The 23,533-nt window shown below is 33.4% G+C and carries 19 protein-coding genes and 1 tRNA gene; 16 read left to right on the top strand and 4 right to left on the bottom strand.

Annotated features, from left to right (window positions below; all coding sequences use genetic code 11):
* The first annotated feature begins 36 nt into the window (after window positions 1-36).
* The 11 genes from LFT63_RS04830 to LFT63_RS04780 all read left to right on the top strand — a co-directional run bounded on the left by LFT63_RS04830 (window position 37) and on the right by LFT63_RS04780 (window position 14,607).
* A complete protein-coding gene (locus LFT63_RS04830; protein ID WP_340768144.1) occupies window positions 37-5,874 on the top strand; it encodes a peptidoglycan DD-metalloendopeptidase family protein in 5,838 nt (1,945 codons plus the stop codon).
* Between the two features lie 3 nt (window positions 5,875-5,877).
* Window positions 5,878-7,368, top strand: a complete 1,491-nt coding sequence (locus LFT63_RS04825) for a phage distal tail protein (RefSeq protein ID WP_154836123.1) — start codon at window positions 5,878-5,880, stop codon at window positions 7,366-7,368.
* A gap of 12 nt (window positions 7,369-7,380) precedes the next feature.
* Window positions 7,381-10,863, top strand: a complete 3,483-nt coding sequence (locus tag LFT63_RS04820) for a phage tail spike protein (protein ID WP_340768140.1) — start codon at window positions 7,381-7,383, stop codon at window positions 10,861-10,863.
* Complete coding sequence (locus tag LFT63_RS04815; protein ID WP_186802304.1) at window positions 10,853-11,005, top strand: hypothetical protein; 153 nt, start codon at window positions 10,853-10,855, stop codon at window positions 11,003-11,005. Before LFT63_RS04820 ends, LFT63_RS04815 begins: the two co-directional genes overlap by 11 nt.
* Window positions 11,006-11,048: 43 nt before the next feature.
* Window positions 11,049-11,330, top strand: coding sequence for a hypothetical protein (locus LFT63_RS04810; RefSeq protein ID WP_154836078.1), 282 nt, complete (start codon window positions 11,049-11,051; stop codon window positions 11,328-11,330).
* A 10-nt stretch (window positions 11,331-11,340) separates the two neighbouring features.
* Window positions 11,341-11,760 carry a hypothetical protein gene (locus LFT63_RS04805; protein ID WP_340768137.1) on the top strand — a complete coding sequence of 140 codons (420 nt, stop codon included), beginning with the start codon at window positions 11,341-11,343 and terminating at the stop codon, window positions 11,758-11,760.
* Entirely contained in the window at window positions 11,744-12,145 is a 402-nt protein-coding gene (locus LFT63_RS04800; RefSeq protein ID WP_029056534.1) for a hypothetical protein, read from the top strand. The genes LFT63_RS04805 and LFT63_RS04800 overlap by 17 nt, the downstream gene beginning before the upstream one ends.
* A 50-nt stretch (window positions 12,146-12,195) precedes the next feature.
* Window positions 12,196-12,447, top strand: a complete 252-nt coding sequence (locus LFT63_RS04795) for a phage holin (protein ID WP_154836074.1) — start codon at window positions 12,196-12,198, stop codon at window positions 12,445-12,447.
* Window positions 12,448-12,458: 11 nt separating this feature from the next.
* Window positions 12,459-13,871 carry an N-acetylmuramoyl-L-alanine amidase gene (locus LFT63_RS04790; protein WP_340768133.1) on the top strand — a complete coding sequence of 471 codons (1,413 nt, stop codon included), beginning with the start codon at window positions 12,459-12,461 and terminating at the stop codon, window positions 13,869-13,871.
* 218 nt (window positions 13,872-14,089) lie between these two features.
* On the top strand, window positions 14,090-14,224 hold the full coding sequence (locus LFT63_RS04785; RefSeq protein WP_259677265.1) for a hypothetical protein: 135 nt from the start codon (window positions 14,090-14,092) through the stop codon (window positions 14,222-14,224).
* A gap of 185 nt (window positions 14,225-14,409) precedes the next feature.
* A complete protein-coding gene (locus tag LFT63_RS04780; RefSeq protein WP_154836070.1) occupies window positions 14,410-14,607 on the top strand; it encodes a hypothetical protein in 198 nt (65 codons plus the stop codon).
* A 1,169-nt stretch (window positions 14,608-15,776) separates the two neighbouring features.
* On the opposite strand, the gene LFT63_RS04775 is transcribed toward LFT63_RS04780, so the two are convergent.
* Window positions 15,777-15,848, bottom strand: a tRNA-Arg gene (locus tag LFT63_RS04775).
* A 189-nt stretch (window positions 15,849-16,037) separates the two neighbouring features.
* On the opposite strand from LFT63_RS04775, the gene clpP reads away from it, so the two are divergent.
* A complete protein-coding gene (gene clpP / locus LFT63_RS04770; RefSeq protein WP_017636876.1) occupies window positions 16,038-16,628 on the top strand; it encodes an ATP-dependent Clp endopeptidase proteolytic subunit ClpP in 591 nt (196 codons plus the stop codon).
* A 125-nt stretch (window positions 16,629-16,753) separates the two neighbouring features.
* Here the strand turns inward: clpP and LFT63_RS04765 are convergent, their stop codons facing one another.
* Together LFT63_RS04765 and LFT63_RS04760 are read right to left on the bottom strand one after the other, a co-directional pair.
* A complete protein-coding gene (locus LFT63_RS04765; protein ID WP_029056537.1) occupies window positions 16,754-16,972 on the bottom strand; it encodes a hypothetical protein in 219 nt (72 codons plus the stop codon).
* A gap of 16 nt (window positions 16,973-16,988) precedes the next feature.
* Window positions 16,989-17,888: a TIGR01777 family oxidoreductase gene (locus tag LFT63_RS04760; RefSeq protein WP_029056538.1), complete on the bottom strand. Its 900-nt coding sequence runs from the start codon at window positions 17,886-17,888 to the stop codon at window positions 16,989-16,991.
* 777 nt (window positions 17,889-18,665) lie between these two features.
* Between LFT63_RS04760 and LFT63_RS04755 the strand changes: the two genes are divergently transcribed.
* Window positions 18,666-19,352, top strand: coding sequence for a DUF4887 domain-containing protein (locus LFT63_RS04755; protein ID WP_029056540.1), 687 nt, complete (start codon window positions 18,666-18,668; stop codon window positions 19,350-19,352).
* Between the two features lie 106 nt (window positions 19,353-19,458).
* Here the strand turns inward: LFT63_RS04755 and LFT63_RS04750 are convergent, their stop codons facing one another.
* Complete coding sequence (locus LFT63_RS04750) at window positions 19,459-19,680, bottom strand: hypothetical protein (RefSeq protein WP_017636871.1); 222 nt, start codon at window positions 19,678-19,680, stop codon at window positions 19,459-19,461.
* Between the two features lie 431 nt (window positions 19,681-20,111).
* On the opposite strand from LFT63_RS04750, the gene LFT63_RS04745 reads away from it, so the two are divergent.
* The 3 genes from LFT63_RS04745 to LFT63_RS04735 all read left to right on the top strand — a co-directional run bounded on the left by LFT63_RS04745 (window position 20,112) and on the right by LFT63_RS04735 (window position 23,509).
* The gene (locus LFT63_RS04745) at window positions 20,112-21,125 is read left to right on the top strand and encodes a sugar-binding transcriptional regulator (protein ID WP_029056541.1); all 1,014 of its coding nucleotides are present in this window, start codon (window positions 20,112-20,114) and stop codon (window positions 21,123-21,125) included.
* A 51-nt stretch (window positions 21,126-21,176) separates the two neighbouring features.
* Window positions 21,177-22,184 carry a type I glyceraldehyde-3-phosphate dehydrogenase gene (gene gap, locus LFT63_RS04740; protein WP_017636869.1) on the top strand — a complete coding sequence of 336 codons (1,008 nt, stop codon included), beginning with the start codon at window positions 21,177-21,179 and terminating at the stop codon, window positions 22,182-22,184.
* Between the two features lie 134 nt (window positions 22,185-22,318).
* Window positions 22,319-23,509: a phosphoglycerate kinase gene (locus LFT63_RS04735; protein WP_029056542.1), complete on the top strand. Its 1,191-nt coding sequence runs from the start codon at window positions 22,319-22,321 to the stop codon at window positions 23,507-23,509.
* Window positions 23,510-23,533 lie beyond the last annotated feature (24 nt).

Below are 23,533 nucleotides of genomic sequence, written 5' to 3'. Positions count from 1 at the left end.
TCTTTTTTTATTTCTAAAGAAAGGAGAGTGAGTTGAATGGCAGATGAAATTAAAGGTTTTACGATTGATTTAGGCCTAGATACATCAGATATTGATCGCGGTATGGCCAATTTAAAGCGTAAGTTACAAACTACTGATGCAGAAATGAAAAAGAACCTTTCAAGTTTCGATAAAGCCGAAAAATCAGTAGAAAAATACGAAACTGAAATTGAAGGACTTAACAAAACACTTACTCAACAAGGTAGAGCGAGTGAACAAGCACAGAAGAAGTTAGATCAGTTAAGACGTGCACAAGAAACCATGTCAGATAAACTTGAAGAATCGGCACGTAACGCTCAAAAAGCTAAAAAAAGTTATGATACTCTAGCTGATTCTTATGACAAGTTGAACAATGAGTTGAAAGAACATAAAGCAAATGTTCAGTCTGCTCAAGTATCACAGAAAGAAATGCAAAATACTGTTACAGCATTAAGTGCCAAAATGAAAAATGCTAAAAGCTCTGTCGACAATTTGCAAAATGAATTCAATGAATTAAGTAAGTCAGGTAAAGCAAGCAAACAAGAGCTAACGGCATTAGGCAATCAGTTAACTAAAGCTAAAACACAATATGTAAGTCTTTCAAAATCTGTAGATAGTGCTAAACGTGATTTAAATGAGTCTAAAATAGCAACGGCCAACGCTAAGAATGAATTACAAAATTTTAGTAAAGCAAATCAACAAGCGATGGCAAGTGCAAAATCTGCAATGGATACGGCTAAGAAAGAAGCAAACGCAGCAGAACAATCTTATGCTAGTTTAAATCGTGAAGTTGGTCAACTACCCGCGAAATTAGACAGAGCTGAAAAAGAAGTTTATCAACAAGCATTGGCTTACAACGTTCTACAAGATAGAATAGATGAAACAACATCAGAAATGCGAGAATTTCATAGAGAACAAACAAAGTTCTTTGGCATGGGACCTGCATTAACAGCTATGGGTCAACGTTGGGAAGAAGTCAACGCTAAAATAAATAAAATAGGTAATAGCTTTAGAAACGTCGGTTATGTTGTGAATGGTATAGGCTTTGGTGGTTTAATATCAAATATTAGTACCATCATTCCAATAGCGGGAAGTGCTGTAAGTGCGTTGTCTGGTATTGGTGGCGCTGCAACTGCTGCTGCAGGTGGTGCTATTGGGCTTGGTGGTGCTTATGGTGTTGCGCTAGGTGCAATAACTGCATTTAGTGGCCAGGCTACAACTGCGTTGAAAATGCTTGAAGATGGTGAATTGAGAGCAACTGCAGAAGTTAGAAATTACCAGTCAGTTTTAAATAGTTTGCAAAATCAATGGAAAGGTTTAGTGCAAGCTAATCAAGCAGATATCTTTAATACTATGGCTAATGGTATTAATATCGCTAAGATTGCGTTAACAAGACTTACACCATTCATTTCAAAAACCACAAGTCAAATAGCTCAAGCATCTGCTAGAATGCGTGATTGGGTTAACTCATCTAATAATGCAAACAATGCATTCAAACTCATTAATAATATAGGTCCGCCGATATTCCAAAACTTATTAAATGCAGCAATGAAAGTTGGAGACGGTATCACCCACATGTTTACACAGTTTGGGCCATTATTTACATGGACAGGTAAAGGTATTGAAAGTCTAGCTAATAAATTTAATACTTGGGCAAATAGCACAAGTACAGATAAAGGTATAGCTCAATTCATTCAATACACTAAAACGAACTTGCCAATTGTTGGTCAAATTTTTGGTAATGTGTTTAGTGGGATTATCAGTTTATTTAGTGCTTTTAGTGGTCATTCACATAATGTGCTAGTAGGCATGCAAGGTGTGACACAATCGTTTAAAGATTGGGCAGCGAACTTAAAAAACACAGAAGGTTTTAAAAACTTCTTAAAATACTTAGAGACGAACGGACCTATTGTATGGCAATTACTTAAGAATATTGGATCCATTATTGTAGGATTAATTAAAGGTATGGCACCAGTTGGTGCAATAATGTTAAGAATAACTACTGCATTGACAGGCTTTGTCGCTAAAGGTGCTACGGCTAATAACACAATGGGACTAATGACAGGTATCTTAACAGCAGTGGGTGGTTCACTGGCTGCAATTCTTCCAATGTGGGGAGTATATAGAACAGTAGTTGGTGGTGCCTCGTTAGTAACAGGTGCATATAATGCTATAGTAAATGTAACTAAAACTTCGATGGCTATTTGGACAGGTGTTACACGAGCTCTTGCATTAGCACAAATATTAAATGCTAGAAACACTTCATTAGCAACCATAATGACAGGTAAATATTCTATTGCTACAAAAATGGCAGCGTTAACTACTCGAGGTTTGGGTCTAGCTATTAGGTTTATGACAGGTCCAATCGGTATAGTTATTACTGCTATTAGTGCTTTAGTTGCAGGTATTATATATCTATGGAAAAATAATGAAACTTTCCGTAATTTTGTTATCTCTGCTTGGAATGCCATAAAAAATACTGCTATATCTGTGTTTGGATTCCTTAAACCTTACATCATCGGTATTTGGAACGGTATAAAAACGGCATCAATGGTTATATGGGGATTAATGAAAACATCAGCCACATTAGCATGGAATGCTATTAAAATGGCCGTACTACATCCAATTCAATCATTAAAACTAGTTATCACTGCAGTATGGAATGCGATTAAAATAGGTGCAGTGCTTGCATGGACTAGTATCAAGACTGCGGTTATGTTAATAATTCAAGGTTGGCTTACTGCCGTTAAAATTTATTTCGGCATGTGGAAGACAGTCATTACTGCAGTGTGGAATGGTATTAAGTATGTATCAATTGCTATTTGGAATGCCATAAAAAATGGTGTAATGGCGATTATTAGAGTTTGGTTTACTATGATGAAAGCGTCCTTTGCAATGTGGAAAGCCGTAATTACTGCGGTATGGAATGCAATTAAAACTGTTTCGATAGCAATATGGAACTCTATTAAGAACAGTGTATTGGCTATCATTCGTGCTTTCATTGCAAGAGCAAAAGCCATTATTGGTGGTTTAAAAGCATTTGTTACAAGCGTTTGGAACGTTATAAAAAGCGTTTCTATACGTGTATGGAATGTTATAAAAAACAGTGTGATTGGAGCAATTCGAGCACTTTCAAATGGTGTTCGTAAAATCATTGGCGCTTTAAGAAGTTGGATTATAGCAGCGTGGAATTACATTAAGAATAAAGTCGTTGCATTAGCAAAAGCTTTAGGTGCAGGAGTAAAAAGAGCTTTTATAAGTTTATCAGGTATAGTTAAAAAGATATTTACTGGTATTCGAAACTTTACAGTCAAAGTATGGACTTATATTAAGAATAAGGTTATTGCTTTAGCTAAAGGTCTTTATAATGGTGTAAAACTTGCGTTTACAGGTACATGGAACTTTGTGAAACGTGTATTTAATAATATTAAAAATTTCTCTGTTAAAGTATGGAGTTATATTAAAAACAAAGTGATTAGTTTTGCTAAAAGTTTATATAACGGAGTTAAACGCAACTTTACATCAACATGGAATATCACTAAAGCAATCTTTGGTAAACTACGTGGCTGGCTTACTAAGACTTGGAAAAATATCAAAAATTCTGTGGTGAATTACGCTAAAAATCTTTGGAGTGGCGTAAAAAATACATGGAACCGTTTAAAAAGCGGTACAAGTAGCACATTCAGTAGAGTGAAAAGTGATACGATTTCTAAATGGAAAGGTATAAAAAACTCTGTTACTGGTCTTGCAAAAAGTTTATGGAGCAGTGTTAGAAATACATTTAGAAATATGGCCAGTGGATTAAAAACATTGATTGGTAGAATCAAAGGTCATATCGGTGGTATGGTCAGTGGAGTTAAAGGCGGATTAAATAAATTAATCAAAGGTGTTAACTGGGTAGCCGGTAAATTGAGTATGGATAAATTACCTTATATCAAGTTACACACTGGTACGACTTCAATTCATACACAAAATGTTGTAACTAACGGGAAAATAAACAGAGATACTCTTGCTACTGTTGGAGACAAAGGACGTGGAAATGGTCCAGGTGGTTTCCGTCATGAAATGATTCGTTATCCTAATGGAAAAACTGCAATCACACCTAATCGAGATACTACAACTTATTTACCTAAAGGTAGTTCAGTATTAAATGGTAAACAGACACACTCTATATTAAAAAATAATCCTCAATTCTCAACTGGAACATTACCGCGTTTTGCAAATGGTACAGGTTTCAATTTGCTTGGTGGAGGCAAGAAGCCTAAAAAACACAAGCACGGAGAAAATGTAGTTGGTGATGTTATAGGGAATGCTAAAAAAACTGCGGGTAACGTTGGTAAACAAGCCAGTGCTATCACAGGTAAGGTTGTAAAAAGTGGGAAAGCTATTGTAGATAAAACACTAGAAACTGCAGGTAAAGGTAAAGACTGGCTTAAAAAATCTGTTGGTGATGTGTTGGACTACATTGAACATCCAGGAAAATTACTTAATAAAGTCCTTCAAGGTTTTGGTATTAGTAAGGATAGTTTCGGTATAAGTAAGACCGCCGAACTACCATACAATATGATGACTGGTATGTTTAAAAAACTTAAAGAAGCTGCTACTAAAAAAATTGGAGAATGGCTAGAAGATAGTGGTGGTGGTGACGGTGGTTACATTGACTTATCCAAAGGTATCAACTTTGGATTTGCAAGAACTGCTGCTGAAGCCGCAAAAGCTGGATATCCATTCCCTCGACCGCATCACGGTTTAGATATTAACTATAAACATGACAAAGTCTACTCAACGATGTCAGGTACAGCTAAAACCTTTAGAGGTTGGAGTGGTGGTTTTGGAAACCACGTAGAAATAACGAACGGTAGTTTAAAATCTATTTATGGACATCTACATAAACTAGCGTTTAATGGAACTAAAAAAGTGCGACCAGGTACCTATTTGGGTATTTCTGGTGGTAATCCTGGCGAAGATGGAGCAGGTGCAGGTAGTTCCACTGGACTTCATTTACACTATGAAATGCAACGAAACGGTGTAGCATTTGACCCTACAAGTTGGTTGAAAAAACATAATGGTGGCGGCGGTGGAGGTCAAAATAAGGCTGCTTCCAAATGGAGAGGTGATATTCGACGTGCCGCTAAACGCATGAAAGTAAACCTTTCAGGAAGAGAATTGAATGGTATCATCGCTCAAATTCAACGTGAGTCAAATGGTAATGCAGGTGTTACTCAAGGTAATATTGGTGATATAAACAACTTACGTGGTACACCTGCACAAGGATTACTTCAATATGTGCCTAGTACATTCAGAAGTTATGCAGTAAGAGGTCATAAAAATATTAAAAATGGTTACGATCAATTATTAGCATTCTTCAATAACTCAAATTGGCGTAGAGATTTACCTTACGGACGTTCAGGTTGGGGGCCTAGTGGACATCGTAGATTTGCTACAGGAGGCTTAATCAAAAATGCAGGTTGGTATAACATCGCAGAAGGTGGATACCCAGAGTGGGTAATACCAACTGATCCAAACCGTCGTACTGACGCTATAAAATTACTAGCACTTGCTGCTAAAGACATTCAAGGTTCTAAATCAAAAGGTAATAAACGACCAAGTGCATTCAGTAGTAAGAGTGTATCAACTAATAACAACGATACTGAATTGTTGCTTAAAATGATTGAGGGACAACAACAACAGATTTCATTATTGATGCAACTTGCACGTAGCAATCAAGACATTGCAGATAAAGATTTTGAACCTGTCATTGATCAGTTTGCAAACGAAAAACAAATTTTTAAAGGTATAGATAAATACGAAAGACAGAAATCAAGAAAAGCAAATTTTAAACCAGTGGGAGGTTAGATAATGCTTGATACAATAAAAGTAAATGATAAAACACTTCCATGGTTGATTGTCGAAAGAGGGTTTGAAATACCCTCTTTTAATTTTGCTATTGAAAGTGAAGAAATAGCTGGGAGACCAGGAAGCATTGTAAAAAGTAGAAATTTAAAAGAATATCGTTTTGAATTACCTCTTATCATACGTAATGATTATTTATCACATGGCGGTATGAAAAAGTTAGACGATGTATTAAATGAAGTCGTACGATTTTTCAATTATGATGAACCAGTTAAGTTACAGTTCACATCTCAAGATTGGTATTGGAATGCATATATAGAAGGACCCATCGAATTAGACAAAGACCGTATTGGTTTTTGGTCATTCAAGGTTAACGTTGTATTAGCAGACCCTTACAAATATGCAGTTGAAGGTACAAAGAACACGGCAATTTCTGACCAAGTTAGTGTGGTAAGCACAGGGACAGCAGATAGTCCAGTTATTGTACAAGCTACTGCATTACAAAACGCAAGTTATTATATGATCACTAAAAACGATGAAGATTATTTCATGATTGGCGATGATGATTTAGATAAACCAGTAGAGGACTATACACCGACACTTTGGGATAATGAAATGCGTAATTTTACAGGTTGGACTAAGCAAACAGCAAGCACTAATATAGATGGTTATACTGGTGGGACAACTGGTGGTGGAATGATGTTAAGCAGTTCGAATGATTCGTTTATGTTGAAACAAGAAACAATTACGGCTACATCAGGTTGGAATGGCGCAGAGTATAAGCATAGCTTTGGTAAGTCTGCACAAGATTTTGTTTCTACTTGTAAAATTCATGCGAATCAAAAGAATAAAGGTTCTACACATTTTGCTCAATACTTATACGATACAGATAATCGCTTAATTGCAAGTATCGGCTACCGAAATGCTAGAGCAAGCCAAGCGATTGGTGGTATTGTAATTACATTATTTGATCAGTTAGGTCAACAGAAAAAGATTTACGAATATACGAACTCACCTATGTTTTATAAATGGGATGACATTGTCATATACATGCGATTAGAACGTGCAGGTACAACCTTTAAAATCAAAACATGGAAATATAAAGAGCTCGAATACCCTAAACGTGTTATTCCAGTTGATGTAAATGAGAAACAATGGGAAGACAGTGGTAAATTTTATCAACGTCCTATCGCGGCCGTAAGTGTTTATACTGCAAAAAACGGTACGAATTATCATATGCCAACATATATTTTAGGTAGTTACACTCATGAGAAGTTACCTAAACCGCCTAAAGCACGTGACATGATAATTAAAAAAGGTGATGTGATTAACATTAATACACAAGATAAAACTGTGACGATTAATGAAGAGCCATCACTTGATTTAAAAACGTTTGGTAGTGATTTTTTTAATATCAATAGTGGTTATAACGAATGTATCATCTATCCAGAAAAAACTTTTGATACTACCGTTTATTGGCAAGATAGATATTTATAAGGAGGTGACAAAATGAAACATACAGGCATTCATATTTTAGATTTCAATGACAAAATCATTGATTATATTAGTCGTGATGACGGCGCATTATTAAATGCAGTGATGAGTACCAACGCCGAAGAAAAATCAGAAACATTCGATTTCACAATGTTAAATGATCGTGCTGAACATTTGCGTGAACGTAATCGTATTATTGTACAAAATAATAATGGTGTTTATCGTGAGTTCATCATTTCTCATGTGGTAGATAACTTTGACGGAACGACTGATGTAGAAAGTAATGCATCATATTTAGAAGATATCGACAAATCACGTCCAATTAAACCCGGAAAATATAGTTCGTATAGCACGTCTCAAGCCTTGAATGAGACGCTGCGTAATACTGGTTGGGAAATGTCAGATGACACTGAACATGGTGGTATGAGAACAACATCATGGACATCTTATTCAACACCGTATGAAGTTATCAACATGTTATGCACAACGTATAATATGGTAGCAGATTATTATATTGAACTCGGTTCACATACAGTTGAGCATAGATATGTATCACTTAAGCAACCAAAGAACTTATTTAAAGGCAAAGAAATCACTAAAGGTAAAGACTTAACAGGAATGACACGTACCGTTGATATGTCAGAAGTACGGACTGCATTATATGCGATTGGTCCTGAAAACGACACTGGACAACGATTAGAAAAAATAGTTATAGATGATGACGCTCAGGCACAGTTTGGATTGCCTGGGCGTTATTTATGGAGTGTATATGAGCCTGAATCAGACGATAGTAATATGACTGATGAGCGTTTAACCACACTCGCTAAAACAGAATTAAATAAACGTAATAAATCGGCAATCAGTTATGAAATTACTTCCACAGACATTCATAAACATTATCCTGAAATGGTCGTTTCGCTACACGACACTGTGCGTATTAAAGATAGAGATTTCAGACCACCACTTTATATTGAAGCAGAAGTCATTGGTGTTGATTATGATTTACTTCAAGATGAAAGTAGTTATAAATTCGGGAATGTGGTTGAATATGAAGAAAGTAGTTTACGAGATATATTCAATAAAAAACTTGCCGATATAAGTAAGAAATTGAATGATAACGTAACGAATATGAATACAATTGTTAATGATGTAGTTGCAGGCCAATTAGAATACTTTGAACGTAAGATAATTAAACAAGATACGCCACCAGAAAATCCGGTTAACGATATGCTTTGGTATGATACGAGCAATCCTAATGTTGCAGTATTAAGAAGATACTGGAATGGAGAATGGTTAAATGAAACTGTTGATGACGTTGAGAAAATCGGAGGTATTACGAGAGAGAAAGCTCTACTAAGTGAATTACAAAACACATTTGCCAACCTTTCAATTCAACATAGTAAGATATTGAATGATACAAACGAAGTATTAAACAGTGAATACTTGGTTGATACAGATCTTAAAAACAAACTTCAAACTGAAATTAATAATATTGATGAAATCTATCTAAGTATTCAAAGTGATTTAAACGCTATGACTCCAGATACTGCTACTATTGGTGCTTTAATAGATGTTCAAAGTCAATTTAGTTCCTATAGACAAAAATTACAAGATTTATATAAAGCTATGCGTGACGCTCAAGTTTCGGCAGATAAACGATTGCAGTTACTTCAATCCCAATATACTGATGAGAAGTTTAATGACGCATTGAATAAAGTGGCTGCTAAATTTGGGTTAACTATTGATGAAAATAACAATATGGTCGGCACACCAGATGTTATAGAAAAAGCCGTTCAAGCTTCACGTGAAGATACAGAAGAACAGTTAAAGTCTTATGTTAGAAGTGTTGAGTATGAAACAGACCAAGAAGGTATTGTAGAACGTTTAGATACGTCAGAAACAGAAAGACAACAATTAAGTGATCAAATTTTAGATAGAGTCACAAAAGAAGAGTATGACAACGAGACGACTAAAAGACTATCGACTACTAAAGCTGAAACCTTAACTGAAAGTGAACAAATATCTCAACGTGTTTCTAAAGATGTATTTGATGAAAGTAGTAAAACTTTAAATAGTGTTGTTTCACAAATTATTAATAATACAACCACAGGTATCTCACTTTCTTATGATGATAACGGTAATATCCAGTCAAGTTCTATTGGTCCAAACGGTATTAATCTGAAAGGCGATAAAGTCGACATCACAGTTAATAAAGACTTTAATTTGGTTACTCAAACTTTAAATAATAAAGTTGGTAAAGATGAAGTTGTAAACCGATTAAACCTATCTAAAGAAGGATTAGATATCAATGTAAATAATTTAGGTATTCGAGGTGGAAACAACTCTGAATATATAGATATTCGTAATACTTCTATATTATCTTATGGTTCATTCACTCGTACGTGGGCAAACATCACAGATACTGCAAAACTGAAATTAGGTATGAATAAAGGAACTATACAAGTATCTAATACCACTACAGGCTATAACTTGTATTTAACGGAAAAAGGCCTTTCTACTATGCTTGCAGGTGCAGGAGATGAAACAGCTGGTACTTTAGAGTTCCATTCGCAACGATACAATGAAACGTCTCGTGGTGTGACATTACATTCAACATACGGTGCAGTTGCATTAGCAAGTGATAAAAGTCGTGTTATTTTAGATTCCAATTTAACCGTTAACATAGAAAGTCAAACAAGTTCAGTTTATATCAGACCTATGAAAGATAATCGTATTGGTACAAATGAATTTAGATTTTGGGTTAAAAACAATGATACTGGTGCAGATACTGATGGTGTTCTATCTTATGGTTTGATTACAGATAGGAATAACAGTCCTTATGACTTCGGTTCGGGTATACGTTTTGATAAGTCACCAAAATCTAACTATGTATATGCTACTGATAAAGACGGTAACATCGGTACTGGTGATTTTTATGCACGTAATTTCTTAGGTGATTGGTGGGCTAAAAACACAAATTTATATGGTCTAGTAAATAATGGCGGAGAACTACGTATAACTGATCGTTCAGGTTATAACAATGGTAACCCAAACTATCAGGGACTTGCCGCAAACGAGATACGTGCGGGGTCAATCAGAACTTTAAGTGGTAATCTCTATATTGGTGTTTCGACTGATAAATTAAGAGTAACAAATAATTTGTTATATAACGGAGGTAATATTGGGTACAGACCTATTGAAGCAAGTGATTTTATAAAAGCGTCAAGAGTTGAATATAAAGAAGACATAGAATATTGGCATTTCGATGCATTGAGTATTATTGTGAATAACCTCGATTTATATAGCTATAAATATAAAGAAGACTTAGATAAAACAACTCATCATGGACCAGTTATAGGTGATGGCTATAATACACCTGAAGAATTTATTATAGGAAATGGTATTAACACTAATGAAATGCTATCTTATTCAATAAAAGCTATACAACAGTTAAATGAAAAATTACAAAACTTGGAGGAACAAATCAATGGAAAATAAAAATCAAGGATTACAAGCTAATCCACAACTTACAATTAATTATCTTACGCAGGAAGTAGCAAACCTAACAAAAGAGAATGCAATGCTTAAAGCAATCATACAAGAACAAAATCAAACAAATAAAAGTGCTGAGGAAGAGTAATCCTTAGCACTATTTTTATACACAAATTTAGGAGGAATCAGTTATGGCAAATGAAGTAGTAAACAAAAAAGAAAATTATATTTTGGTACAAGTAGACAGTGAAGGTGTAGAGAATGCACTTAGTATTGATTATCGTGGACAATTCTTCCCAAGCACTAACACATCTGCAGCATATAAGATTGACGAACAAGAGAAAGCGGAAAAGCTCGCTCAACGTCTTAACAGTTTGAATGAATTAAATTATGAATTTGGTATCGCAAAAGAATTGTTAACTATTAAAGTAGCTAAACAAATTGTTGACATTACTTATACTGACACAGAATAGGAGTGAATTTATGAAAAAAACATACTTTGATTATATCCATAAAGTTATTCTTTATATGGGTGTTGGACTACTCATGTTCGAAAGAGGTTTCTTTTGGACAAAAGAACAAGAAGACGTACTAGATGACTCACAATTCTATATAGCGCTTCACGATATTATGCCTATATGGATATGGGGCGTTTTAGGTATGGTTTTTAGCTTAATGCTAATTATCGCTCCTTTTTTCTTACCTAAACATCAAATTAATAATACATTCAATTATTTAATTTTGATTGGCGGTGCAGGAAATGGTTTGTTTTACTTTTTAATGACATCAGCAAGTATATTCCACGCTATTAATTGGCTGACAGCACTGCAATTTTCCACACTTGCAGTGCTTAACATTATGATTGCTGTGCTTGGAGTGATTGGCGTTGTCCGAAAACGATGAAAAATATGTATTGCGCCATGAGTGGGAACGTAGTACAGGTAAGATTTATGAACGAATTAATGAGAATGATAAAAAACAAACAGAGGCAATTAATAGTTTGAATAATAAAGTGGATAAGCAAACGTTAATACAAGAACAAACCTATGAATCGCAAAAGAAACAAGAAAGTCATTTAGAAAAAATAAGTGATAAAATGACAGGTTTTGTTTCAGAAGTAAACGATTTAAAATACAAAGTTAAAGGTCATGATGATCAGTTAGAAAGTTTTGGTCAGATTATAAGTAAAAAGCAATCATTCAATGTAGGTATAGCAACTGCAATTGTAGGTGGTGTGTTTAGTTTACTCACTGCAGCAGTTGGCCTCGCACCAATATTATTTAAGTAAAGTCGTCGCATCGCGTCGGCTTTTTATTTTACTCAAAAGGAGATAATCAAATGACTTCAGATAAATTAAAACAATATATTGGCTTATTTGGTGGTATGTTAGGTGCTTTATACCTTGCATTAAAAGCGAGTGGTATAGAAGTTCCTTTTTTAATGCCCGAAAAGTTAGACGCATGGCAAAATTTCGCTACGTCAATAGTGCCTTTTGTAATTGCGGTATACGGTGTCTATAAAAACACTTATGTGATTCGCTCACATTCAAAGGCACAAGAAGAGTACTTAAAAGAAAATAATTTAAAATAGGAGTGTTAACAATGGCTACAGAAAATTGGAAAGGTGTTAAAGTAAGATACCAATTATTAACTAAAGGCACGCGACGTTATGGTGAAAAAATGGACGGTGGTAAACCACAGTTCATCGTTGCGCATGATACAGGTAATATCAACACAACTGCACAATCAAATGTGACTTACTATGAGAATAATTATAATATACCTTGGAACAGTGTAGCTAGTGCGCATATATTCGTTGATGATAAAGAATGTATCATTTGTATACCGACAACAGAGAAAGCTTGGCATGTGCTTTATGATGCGCCTACAGACAACCTTTGGTACAACAAAGACGCTAACGATGTAGCGATAGGTGTTGAAATATGTTATTTCAGTGATAGAGAACGTAGTAGAAAAGCGTTAGACAATGGTGCTAGAGTATTAGCATATCTTGCAGAGTATTGGCATATTGATTACAAAACTAGAATGCCAGGACATCAAGATATTCAAGCAGATAAACAAGATCCAGGAAACGCATTAGAAGCGTCTGGTTATGGCAGAAATACATCAAATCTTGATAAGTTAGTCGCTAAATACTACAAACAAAATGTAGAGGTTAAAGCTACACCAGTGAAAGTAGAAAAAGGTGCGACATCATTTACACGTGATGAATTCGTAAAATGGTTAAAATCTACAGTAGGTAAACAATATGATTATGATTTATACGCAGCTTTTCAATGTGTCGATTACGCAAATGTAGGTTGGGATAAATTATTTGGTCATGGACTTAAAGGTAATGGTGCGAAAGACATTCCTTTTAATGTTTATAATAAAGATAAGTTTAAAAATGAGGCTACAGTATTCAAAAATACACCTAGCTTTTTAGCTAAACCAGGCGATTTAGTCGTTTGGGGAGAACAAATGGGCAATGGTTGGGGTCACGTTGCTTGGGTCGTTGAAGCAACACTTGATTACATCGTTGTACTTGAACAAAACTGGCTCGGTGGTGGTTGGACAAGTGGACCAATCAATAATGGAACCGGTTGGGAAACGGTCACACGTCGTAAACACGAATACGACACGCAAATGTGGTTTATACGTCCTAAATTTAGTAAAAAGAAAACAGAATCTAAATTACTCAAGAAATCGAAAGAGAAAAAGAAAGAAAAACAGATCACATGGAATTGGAAAGGTAGATTTACTACTAATACAACAATCAAAGTAAGACGTAGTCCAAGCTTGAAAGGTTCTGTCGTACCTAGTTCTGATTGGTTGTTATCCAATCAATGGGTAGACTTTGTGAGTATTACTAAAAAAGACGGTTATTGGTGGGCGAAATTCAAATATCCTACTAATCCATCATCAGGATATTTCTATTGTGCGTTATGTAAAATAACAGACAAACAAGAAAAAATTAAAAATGAGAAGTATTGGGGTTCCATTAAGTGGAAATGATATGGTAACATAAACGAAGAGTTTTGATTAATATAATCACAAAGAACTCCAATAAAAATACGCACTTTTCCTTTCAATCAAGGGTAGTCCTAGCGACTGCCCTATTTTTTTATGTAAAAATTTAAATAAAACACTTGTAACGTAAACAACTGTGCAGTATAATTGTATTTGTAAGTTAGTTAATGACTTACAAACCACCATGAGAGGAGGTGGTTGATTTGGACGACATCATAAAAATGCTGATGCTCATCGTACTTGCTACAGTACAAAGAACACCAGCAATTATAAAACAACTAAGAAAATGGCATCTAGATTATCTTAAAGCCAAGAAAGATAATCAGAAAAATGATTAATCCAACAGGGGCAAAAGCCCCTACCTCTTTTCATGGTTATTATATTACAGATAGGTGATGAATTCAAATGAATATCATTTTTAAAGTAATGCTTTTAATATTTATTTTATTATTGCCCGAGATAATTAAGTTTGCAAGAATCCAACATATGAAAAAATTAGGGTATAGATATGAAGGTGAAGAACTTGTCAGAATACAAGAAAAAAATAATTGAATTGATTGAAAGTGATATAACAGGATATAAAATATATAAAGCTACTGGTGTATCACAATATGTACTATCACAATTAAGACAAGGCAAACGTGATGTAGATAATTTAACCTTAAACACTACTGAAAAGCTATACGAATATCAAATTAAAATAGAGGAAATTAATCAGTAATATGCTATAATATAACTAATAACGATAACGTCTTTATGACGGTACTATATTCTATTGCCACATTCTAAATGAATGTGGTTTTTTTTGAATTTAATCGAAAAAAAGACAATTTAGGGTTTCTTCACTGTTAAATAAGTGATACATTTAATTTGTGGTATAATTCCCCAATTATCCACACGCATAAAATCACCATTTTAAACGATTATTATCTTTTCTTTATGCTGGGTAGCCCGAAAGGCTACCTTTTTTATTGTACTTATTCAAAAATAAGCTATAATGAGTGTAGGGATTATTTCAATTTGCATTTAAGGTGGTCAATAGACCGCCTTATTTTTTATACACAAATTTAATGTGTACATAAAAAATATTGTGCGATATATTGGAATAGTGTTTTCTTTAGAATATATAACTGTATAAACAACCAACTAATATACTTCGTGTTGTTTTTTGCATTATATTATTAATTGTTGTATTATATAATATGCATGTATAACCTCATATACTTTGCATTAAAGAGATAATTGTTTTAATTATCTCTTTTTTTATGTTATTATTTTTTTACATGCAAAGAACTTAGCCTTACGATAATCCCTTTGTAAAACTCAAGCATGTCACTGAGTGTTATTTTCCATGCATTTTAGTAATGCAAAATTTGCGAAATACTCGTAGCCTTTAAGGTGCGAGTATTTTATTTTACGAATTATTTACCAAAAACAGTATTTTTATAATGTATTGTCAAAAGTAAAAATATCGTGTATATTAATATTTGAACATTCCAATGTAATTGTAGTGTTCGACTTTAAAGTGTTCTCATAAAATTCTGTTCGTTTAAAGATGCAGTCCAAGGGACTGCTCTTTTTTATATTCAATTATATATATTAATTTTAGATTACTATATTCTATTTCTAGTTAAATTATAAATGTTTTTTTATTCTCAATGTGTTATAATTATTTTTGGAGTTTCAATACTCCATCTCTCACAATAGATCTTCTGTTTAATTTATTTTAACCATACCCTTTTTGGGTGTGGTTTTTTTATTTGGAACTTGGGTCCCTAAAAAGTCCCTAAAAATCTGTTTTATATAGTGTGTTATTAGACGACAAAATAATAAGAACCCCGTCATTATAGGATTCTTATTTTCAAAAAGTGTTTAATTTTTCGTTATTAGCCCCCTCGAAGGGAATCGAACCCCTATTCTAAGAACCGGAATCTTATGTGTTATCCATTACACTACGAGGGGTAAAGATATAAAGCTTATTTCTGTACTAAATCAATTAAAATAAGTACAATCAAAAATAGTTATTTCTAGTGTACAAAAGTATTTAACTTAACGTCAATGAACAAACTAAGCTAAAGAGCTTTATTTTTGACCATTTTTGACTTTTAGTTTAAAATTAGGATTAACAGTTATTACAAGGAGGAAATATAAATGAATTTAATTCCTACAGTTATTGAAACAACAAACCGCGGTGAACGTGCGTATGATATTTATTCACGTTTATTAAAAGACCGAATTATTATGTTAGGATCACAAATTGATGATAATGTAGCAAACTCTATCGTGTCACAATTATTATTCTTACAAGCACAAGACTCAGAGAAAGATATTTACTTATATATCAATTCACCAGGTGGTAGTGTAACAGCTGGTTTTGCGATTTATGATACAATCCAACACATCAAACCAGATGTACAAACTATTTGTATTGGTATGGCTGCTTCAATGGGTTCATTCCTATTAGCTGCAGGTGCTAAAGGTAAACGTTTTGCTTTACCTAACGCTGAAGTAATGATTCACCAACCATTAGGTGGCGCACAAGGTCAAGCAACTGAAATTGAAATCGCTGCTAACCATATCTTAAAAACACGTGAAAAATTAAACCGTATTTTAGCTGAAAGAACTGGTCAATCTATTGAAAAAATTCAACAAGATACAGATCGTGATAACTTCTTAACTGCAGAAGAAGCTAAAGAATATGGTTTAGTTGATGAAGTAATGGAACCAGAAGGTAAACAATAATTCATTACACAATAACTTTTTAACAAATGATATTCTAAAAGGTGTCAGGACAAATTCAATTGTTCTGACACCTTTTTTAATTAAAAAATACTCAATCAAAGTGCGACTTTGATTGAGTGTCAATTTTATTTATTATAACGTGCTTTGTTGTTGGGTTTCTTTATTTCATTTTTCAATCCACGAATTGAAAAATATAAAACACCTATACCTATAATCATAAAAAGTAAAGAGAGTGATATCATAATAATCGAATGGTCAAACGCAAGTACGCCGTTAATTAAACAAATAACGCCTGCTATAATGAGTAAAATATATGTTAATCGATTGTTTTGAGAGTTCTTCATAGATGTACCTCTTATCTTATTTACTAACTAAATCATCAAGTGCACTTTTAAGATTATTATACATGAAATTAAAACCTAGTGCTTGTAGTTTATTTGGTAATACCTTTTGTGTATCTAATACTACAGTTGACATTTCACCTAAAACTAATCTCATAGCAAAACTTGGCACCCATGTTTCATGAGGTTTGTGCATAGCTCGACCTAATGTATAGCCAAATAGATTTTGACGTTCAGGAATAGGGGCAGTTAAATTAAATGGTCCATATGCTTTTTCATTACCAATAGTAAATAGAATAGCACGTGTTAAATCATCGATATGAATCCAAGAATACCATTGATATCCAGAACCAAGTTTACCGCCTACATAGAATTGATAGGGTAATTTCATAGTTTGAAGTGCGCCACCATCATTAGATAAAATCATACCAAATCGACCTAATACAACTCTAGTTCCAAAGGATTCAAATTGTTGAGCAAATCTTTCCCATTGATAGACGATATCTGATAAAAAGTCGAAAGGTAGCGTTTTAAATAATTCAGTATAACTATGATGATAGTCAGGAGGGTAATAACCCATTGCACTTGCATTAAATAATACTTCTGGTTTATGTGTTCTTTCTTTAAACAAATCAACTAGTGCTTGAGTAGATTGAATTCTACTTAACATCAAAGTCTGTTTATAATCTTCAGTCCATCGTTTATTAAGTGTAGCGCCTGCTAAGTTAATGACAATATCTATATCTGGAACGTTATTTTCCCAACCTTCTTTAGCCCAATTTACATATGAAACTTTAGTATCGTTAGATTGTTCATCATGTCTAGTTAAAATTGTTATATGGGCATTTGACTTTTTAATTTCGTTTACTAAATGCGAACCAACCATACCCGTTCCACCAGTTATTAAATAATTTTTCATTATTTCACCTCAACTTGAAAATTGTAATTCATAAATTACTTAGTAGTGATTCTAGTTATTCAAAATTTATCCATTTTTTAGCCAACAATATGTCAAAGACTTTTTTATAATCGTATTTAAAAATTTTTGTGTTAAGTTATAATAAATTTGTACCTTCGGAAATTAATTAAACATCTCTTAATTAGTATGAGTATACCCCATAATATACTAGCGAAGGTAAATTTTGACTCCCTTTAGTAGTGGCCCATGCGAGCAGCGTATGGGTCTTTTTTTACCTTCAATCCTATTCTAAATGATAATTACATCTTTTTACAGAAATTAACTTAAAAACGAAAAATATATTATGCAATATAAAAAGACATTTTGAAATTACTAATTAAAAATCCATATAAAGCTAAATAATAGCAACAGGATAATGATATAAAAAAAGCTTTCACGTAGTTTAGGAACATGATTTTGATTATTATCATTTGATATGAGCATCTTTTTTAATGTTATTTTTTGTTTTTCTTCTTTATCAAATTCCAGTGAATCATCAAGTATTTTCTTCATTATTATCACAAACCGTTCTTATTAAATTTATATTAAAATGGTTAAAATTGATGTTTCTTATACATTATGATGTTATCATAAGTAAGATAAGTTTAAGTATAAATTTATTTGCTAAACTTAATGAACATTTTAACTTATGTTTTTAACGATTGAATCAATTCATCAACTTAAGATAAAGATTTATTTAATATTATAGAATATTCCATGTTTAAAGTGAGGGAGAATATGTCAAAGCAAGATTTTAATGATTATGAAAATCGAGGCAAAAAAGGTATGAGCGGAATCGCTAAAATAATAAGTATTATTATTGTTTTATTACTATTATTTGGACTAGCATTTGCTATATTTTCATTTGTAGATCATTCTAAAAAAGCAAATGAGCGCCTTAATAACGAGACAAAGCAAGAGCAGAAAGATAAAAAAGACAAAAAAGACAAAGACGATAAAGATAAAAAAGAAAAATCTTCTGACGATAAGTCTAAAGAATATCAAAATACTCAACAACAGACTCAACAAACTCAGCAAACTCAACAAAATACACGTCAACAAACAACACAACAACCTTCAACTCAACAAAGAACGCAACAGCAAAAAACACAACAAAAATCAAAAGTAGATAATAAAACAAAAGAAAAACAAAGCACACAAGAAAAACAAAGTACAGAAGAGAAGCCAAGTACGCAAGAGAAACAAAGTACTGAAGAAAAGCCAAGTACTCAGGAAAAACCAAGTACCCAAGAAAAGCCAAGTACTCAGGAGAAACAAAGTACTCAAGCTAAACCTAGCACACAACAATCATCACAGAGTAATAATTCAAGCAATAATACGCAACGTAGTAACACACAACAATCTAGTAATTCTCAAAGTTCACAAAGTCAAAGCAGTTCATCTAAAAGTGAATCAGACGATTAAATAAAAAGCTGATTAAGTATGTAGAGCATTTACTATATGTAAACAACTCTATGACTTAATCGGTTTTTTCTATTAACAAATACTATTATGAAAATTACCGAACTTATTAAAATAGCCAATAAATTATCATTGTAATAATGAAAGAAATAAACATTAAAGTACCACACCCCATTGTGCAACCACAACCTGTGTGTGTACATCCATATGAATATGTTTGATATCTTTTTTTAGAGTCATCTTGTATATTTTGATGAAAATGTTCTTCATCTTTATAACGAGGGTCAGTTGGATCGATGACCTCAACATTATTTTCTTCATTATTGTTCATTATGGAACAAGCCTTCTTCCTAGTTTAGAAATTGATTTAATTAGATTATAAATTAAAGTGTTAGAAATAGAAATGAATGTCGAATATCGTAGAATATCACCGAATGGTTAGTACACAATATAAAGGGTAATATTATAAATATATTGTTTATTAAAGTAAATCCACTGAATGACATAACAAACTTTCAAAAAAGGATAAATTATTGTAACCAAGTGATTAAATTCACGTAACTGTAGGTACAACGAATGAAATCGCTTTACACAATATTTGGAAAATTTTGAGCGGATTTACTTGCATTTTAATTCGCATAATAGTACTATTGCAATTGTAAAGAGGTTAGATTTTGTCCCACGTGGGACTTTAAACGTCAATCCTCTATGATTCAACAAAATTGACTCATCCTTTAGAAATATATTGAGGAGGAACGAGTAGTGAAAGATTTGATCGAAACTCAACAACAACTTATTCCAGATTTGGTCGAAAAGATGTATCGTCGTTTTTCAATCTTAACTACTATTTCTCAAAATGAGCCAGTTGGACGACGCAGCTTAAGTGAACATATGGATTTGACGGAAAGAGTTCTACGTTCTGAAACAGATTTATTAAAAAAACAAGAACTAATCAATGTTAAATCAACAGGTATGGAAATCACTGAAAAGGGTAAAGAAGTAATTAAACAATTGAATGACTACTTCAACCACTATTCAGATGACCATAAAATGGCAATAGCTATTAAAGAAAAGTACAACATAAAAGAAGTACATGTTGTCCCTGGTGATTCTGACGAGAAACAAACAGTTAAGAGAGAAATGGGTAGACAAGCTGGTCAGTTATTAGAAAGCATATTGTATGAAGATGCAATTGTTTCTGTAACAGGTGGTTCTACAATGGCTTATGTAAGTGAATCCATTCATTTATTACCATTTAATGTATTCTTTGTACCTGCTAGAGGCGGACTTGGTGAGAACATGGTTTATCAAGCAAACACTATCGCATCAAGCATGGCGCAACAAGCAGGTGGTTACTACACAACATTGTATGTACCAGATAACGTAAGCGAATCTACATATAATACATTAATGTTAGAACCTTCAGTTAGTCACACACTCGATAAAATAAAACAAGCAAATGTAACCATACACGGTATCGGTGATGCGCTGAAGATGGCGTATCGACGACAATCACATACAGATGTGATAGAAAAACTTCAACATCACCACGCCGTAGGTGAAGCATTTGGATATTATTTTGATGCTCAAGGCAATGTAGTCCATAAAGTGAAAACGATTGGATTACAATTAGAAGATCTTGAGTCCAAAGACTTTATATTTGCAGTAGCAGGTGGTCAATCTAAAGGAGAAGCAATTAAAGCTTATCTTTCAATTGCACCTGAGAATACAGTGTTAATCACTGACGAAGCTGCGGCGAAAGTAATATTAAATTAGGAATAAAAAGTTCAAAGCTTTTTAAATATCATTTTAAAGGAGGCCATTATAATGGCAGTAAAAGTAGCAATTAATGGTTTTGGAAGAATTGGTCGTTTAGCATTTAGAAGAATTCAAGACGTTGAAGGTTTAGAAGTAGTAGCAGTAAACGACTTAACTGATGACGATATGTTAGCTCATTTATTAAAATATGATACTATGCAAGGACGCTTCACTGGTGAAGTAGAAGTTATCGACGGTGGATTCCGCGTTAACGGTAAAGAAGTTAAATCATTCGACGAACCAGATGCAAGCAAATTACCTTGGAAAGACTTAGATATCGACGTGGTATTAGAATGTACTGGTTTCTATACTGATAAAGATAAAGCACAAGCTCACGTTGACGCAGGTGCTAAAAAAGTATTAATCTCAGCTCCAGCTACAGGCGATTTAAAAACAATCGTTTACAACACTAACCACCAAGAATTAGACGGTTCTGAAACAGTAGTTTCTGGTGCTTCATGTACTACAAACTCATTAGCTCCAGTAGCTAAAGTATTAAATGATGAATTTGGTTTAGTTGAAGGTTTAATGACAACTATCCACGCATACACTGGTGACCAAAATACACAAGATGCTCCACACAGAAAAGGCGACAAACGTCGTGCTCGTGCTGCAGCAGAAAACATCATCCCTAACTCAACTGGTGCTGCAAAAGCAATCGGTAAAGTTATTCCTGAAATCGACGGAAAATTAGACGGTGGTGCACAACGTGTTCCAGTTGCAACTGGTTCATTAACTGAATTAACAGTAGTATTAGAAAAAGACGTATCAGTAGAAGACGTTAACAAAGCTATGAAACAAGCTTCTGACGAATCATTCGGTTACACTGAAGATGAAATCGTTTCTTCTGACGTTGTAGGTATGACTTACGGTTCATTATTCGATGCAACTCAAACTCGTGTAATGTCAGTTGGCGATCGTCAATTAGTTAAAGTAGCTGCTTGGTATGACAATGAAATGTCTTACACTTCTCAATTAGTACGTACTTTAAACAAATTAGCTGAGTTATCTAAATAATTAAAGCATAGTTAATTTAACTAGTGCTCTTAACTGTTAAAATTTATAATAAAGCTTATGAGTAAGCGGGGAGCACAAACGCTTCTCCGCTTATTTTTTAATATATGTTTTCCTAATTAAAGGAGGAAATGAAAATGGCTAAAAAAATAGTTTCTGATTTAGAACTTAAAGACAAAACGGTATTAGTTCGTGCTGACTTTAACGTACCTTTAAAAGATGGTGAAATTACAAACGACAACCGTATTGTTCAAGCATTACCAACAATCAAATACATCATCGAACAAGGTGGTAAAGTAGTATTATTTTCACACTTAGGTAAAGTGAAAGAAGAAAGTGACAAAGAATCATTAACTTTAAAACCTGTTGCTGATGATTTATCTAAAAAATTAAACAAAGACGTAGTATTCGTACCTGAAACTCGTGGAGAAAAATTAGAATCTTCAATTAAAGATTTAAAAGCTGGCGATGTTTTATTAGTACAAAACACTCGTTTTGAAGATTTAGATGGTAAAAAAGAATCTAAAAATGACCCAGAATTAGGTAAATATTGGGCTTCATTAGGTGACGTATTTGTCAATGATGCTTTCGGTACTGCTCACCGTGAACATGCTTCTAACGTAGGTATTTCTACTCATTTAGAAACTGCAGCAGGTTTCTTAATGGAAAAAGAAATTAAATTCATCGGTGGCGTAGTTAATGATCCACACAAACCAGTAGTAGCAATCCTTGGTGGTGCTAAAGTATCTGATAAAATTGGTGTAATCAAAAACTTATTAAATATTGCTGATAAAATTCTTATCGGTGGTGGAATGGCTTATACTTTCCTTAAAGCACAAGGTAAAGAAATTGGTTTATCTCTATTAGAAGAAGATAAAATTGACTTTGCTAAAGAATTATTAGAAAGCAATGGAGACCAAATCGTATTACCTATTGATGCTAAAGTAGCTAAAGAATTTTCAAATGATGCAGAAATTACTGAAGTATCAATTGATGAAATTCCAAAAGATCAAGAATCAATGGATATTGGTCCTAAAACAGTTGAATTATTCAACAAAGAATTACAAGGTGCGCATACAGTAGTATGGAATGGACCTATGGGTGTATTCGAATTTAGTAATTTTGCTAAAGGTACTATTGGTGTATGTAAATCAATCGCTAACTTACAAGATGCTGTAACAATTATCGGTGGTGGTGATTCTGCAGCTGCAGCAATCTCACTTGGATTCGAAGATGACTTCTCTCACATCTCTACAGGTGGCGGTGCATCATTAGAATACCTAGAAGGTAAAGAATTACCAGGTATTAAAGCAATCAATGATAAATAATATAAATGTAACTCTGTGTTTTTC

Source organism: Staphylococcus sp. FSL H8-0121 (assembly GCF_038008425.1).
Taxonomy (GTDB): Bacteria; Bacillota; Bacilli; order Staphylococcales; family Staphylococcaceae; genus Staphylococcus; species Staphylococcus pasteuri.
The sequence above is the reverse complement of the archived record's forward strand: the minus strand, read 5'-3'. Positions and strand labels throughout refer to the sequence as shown.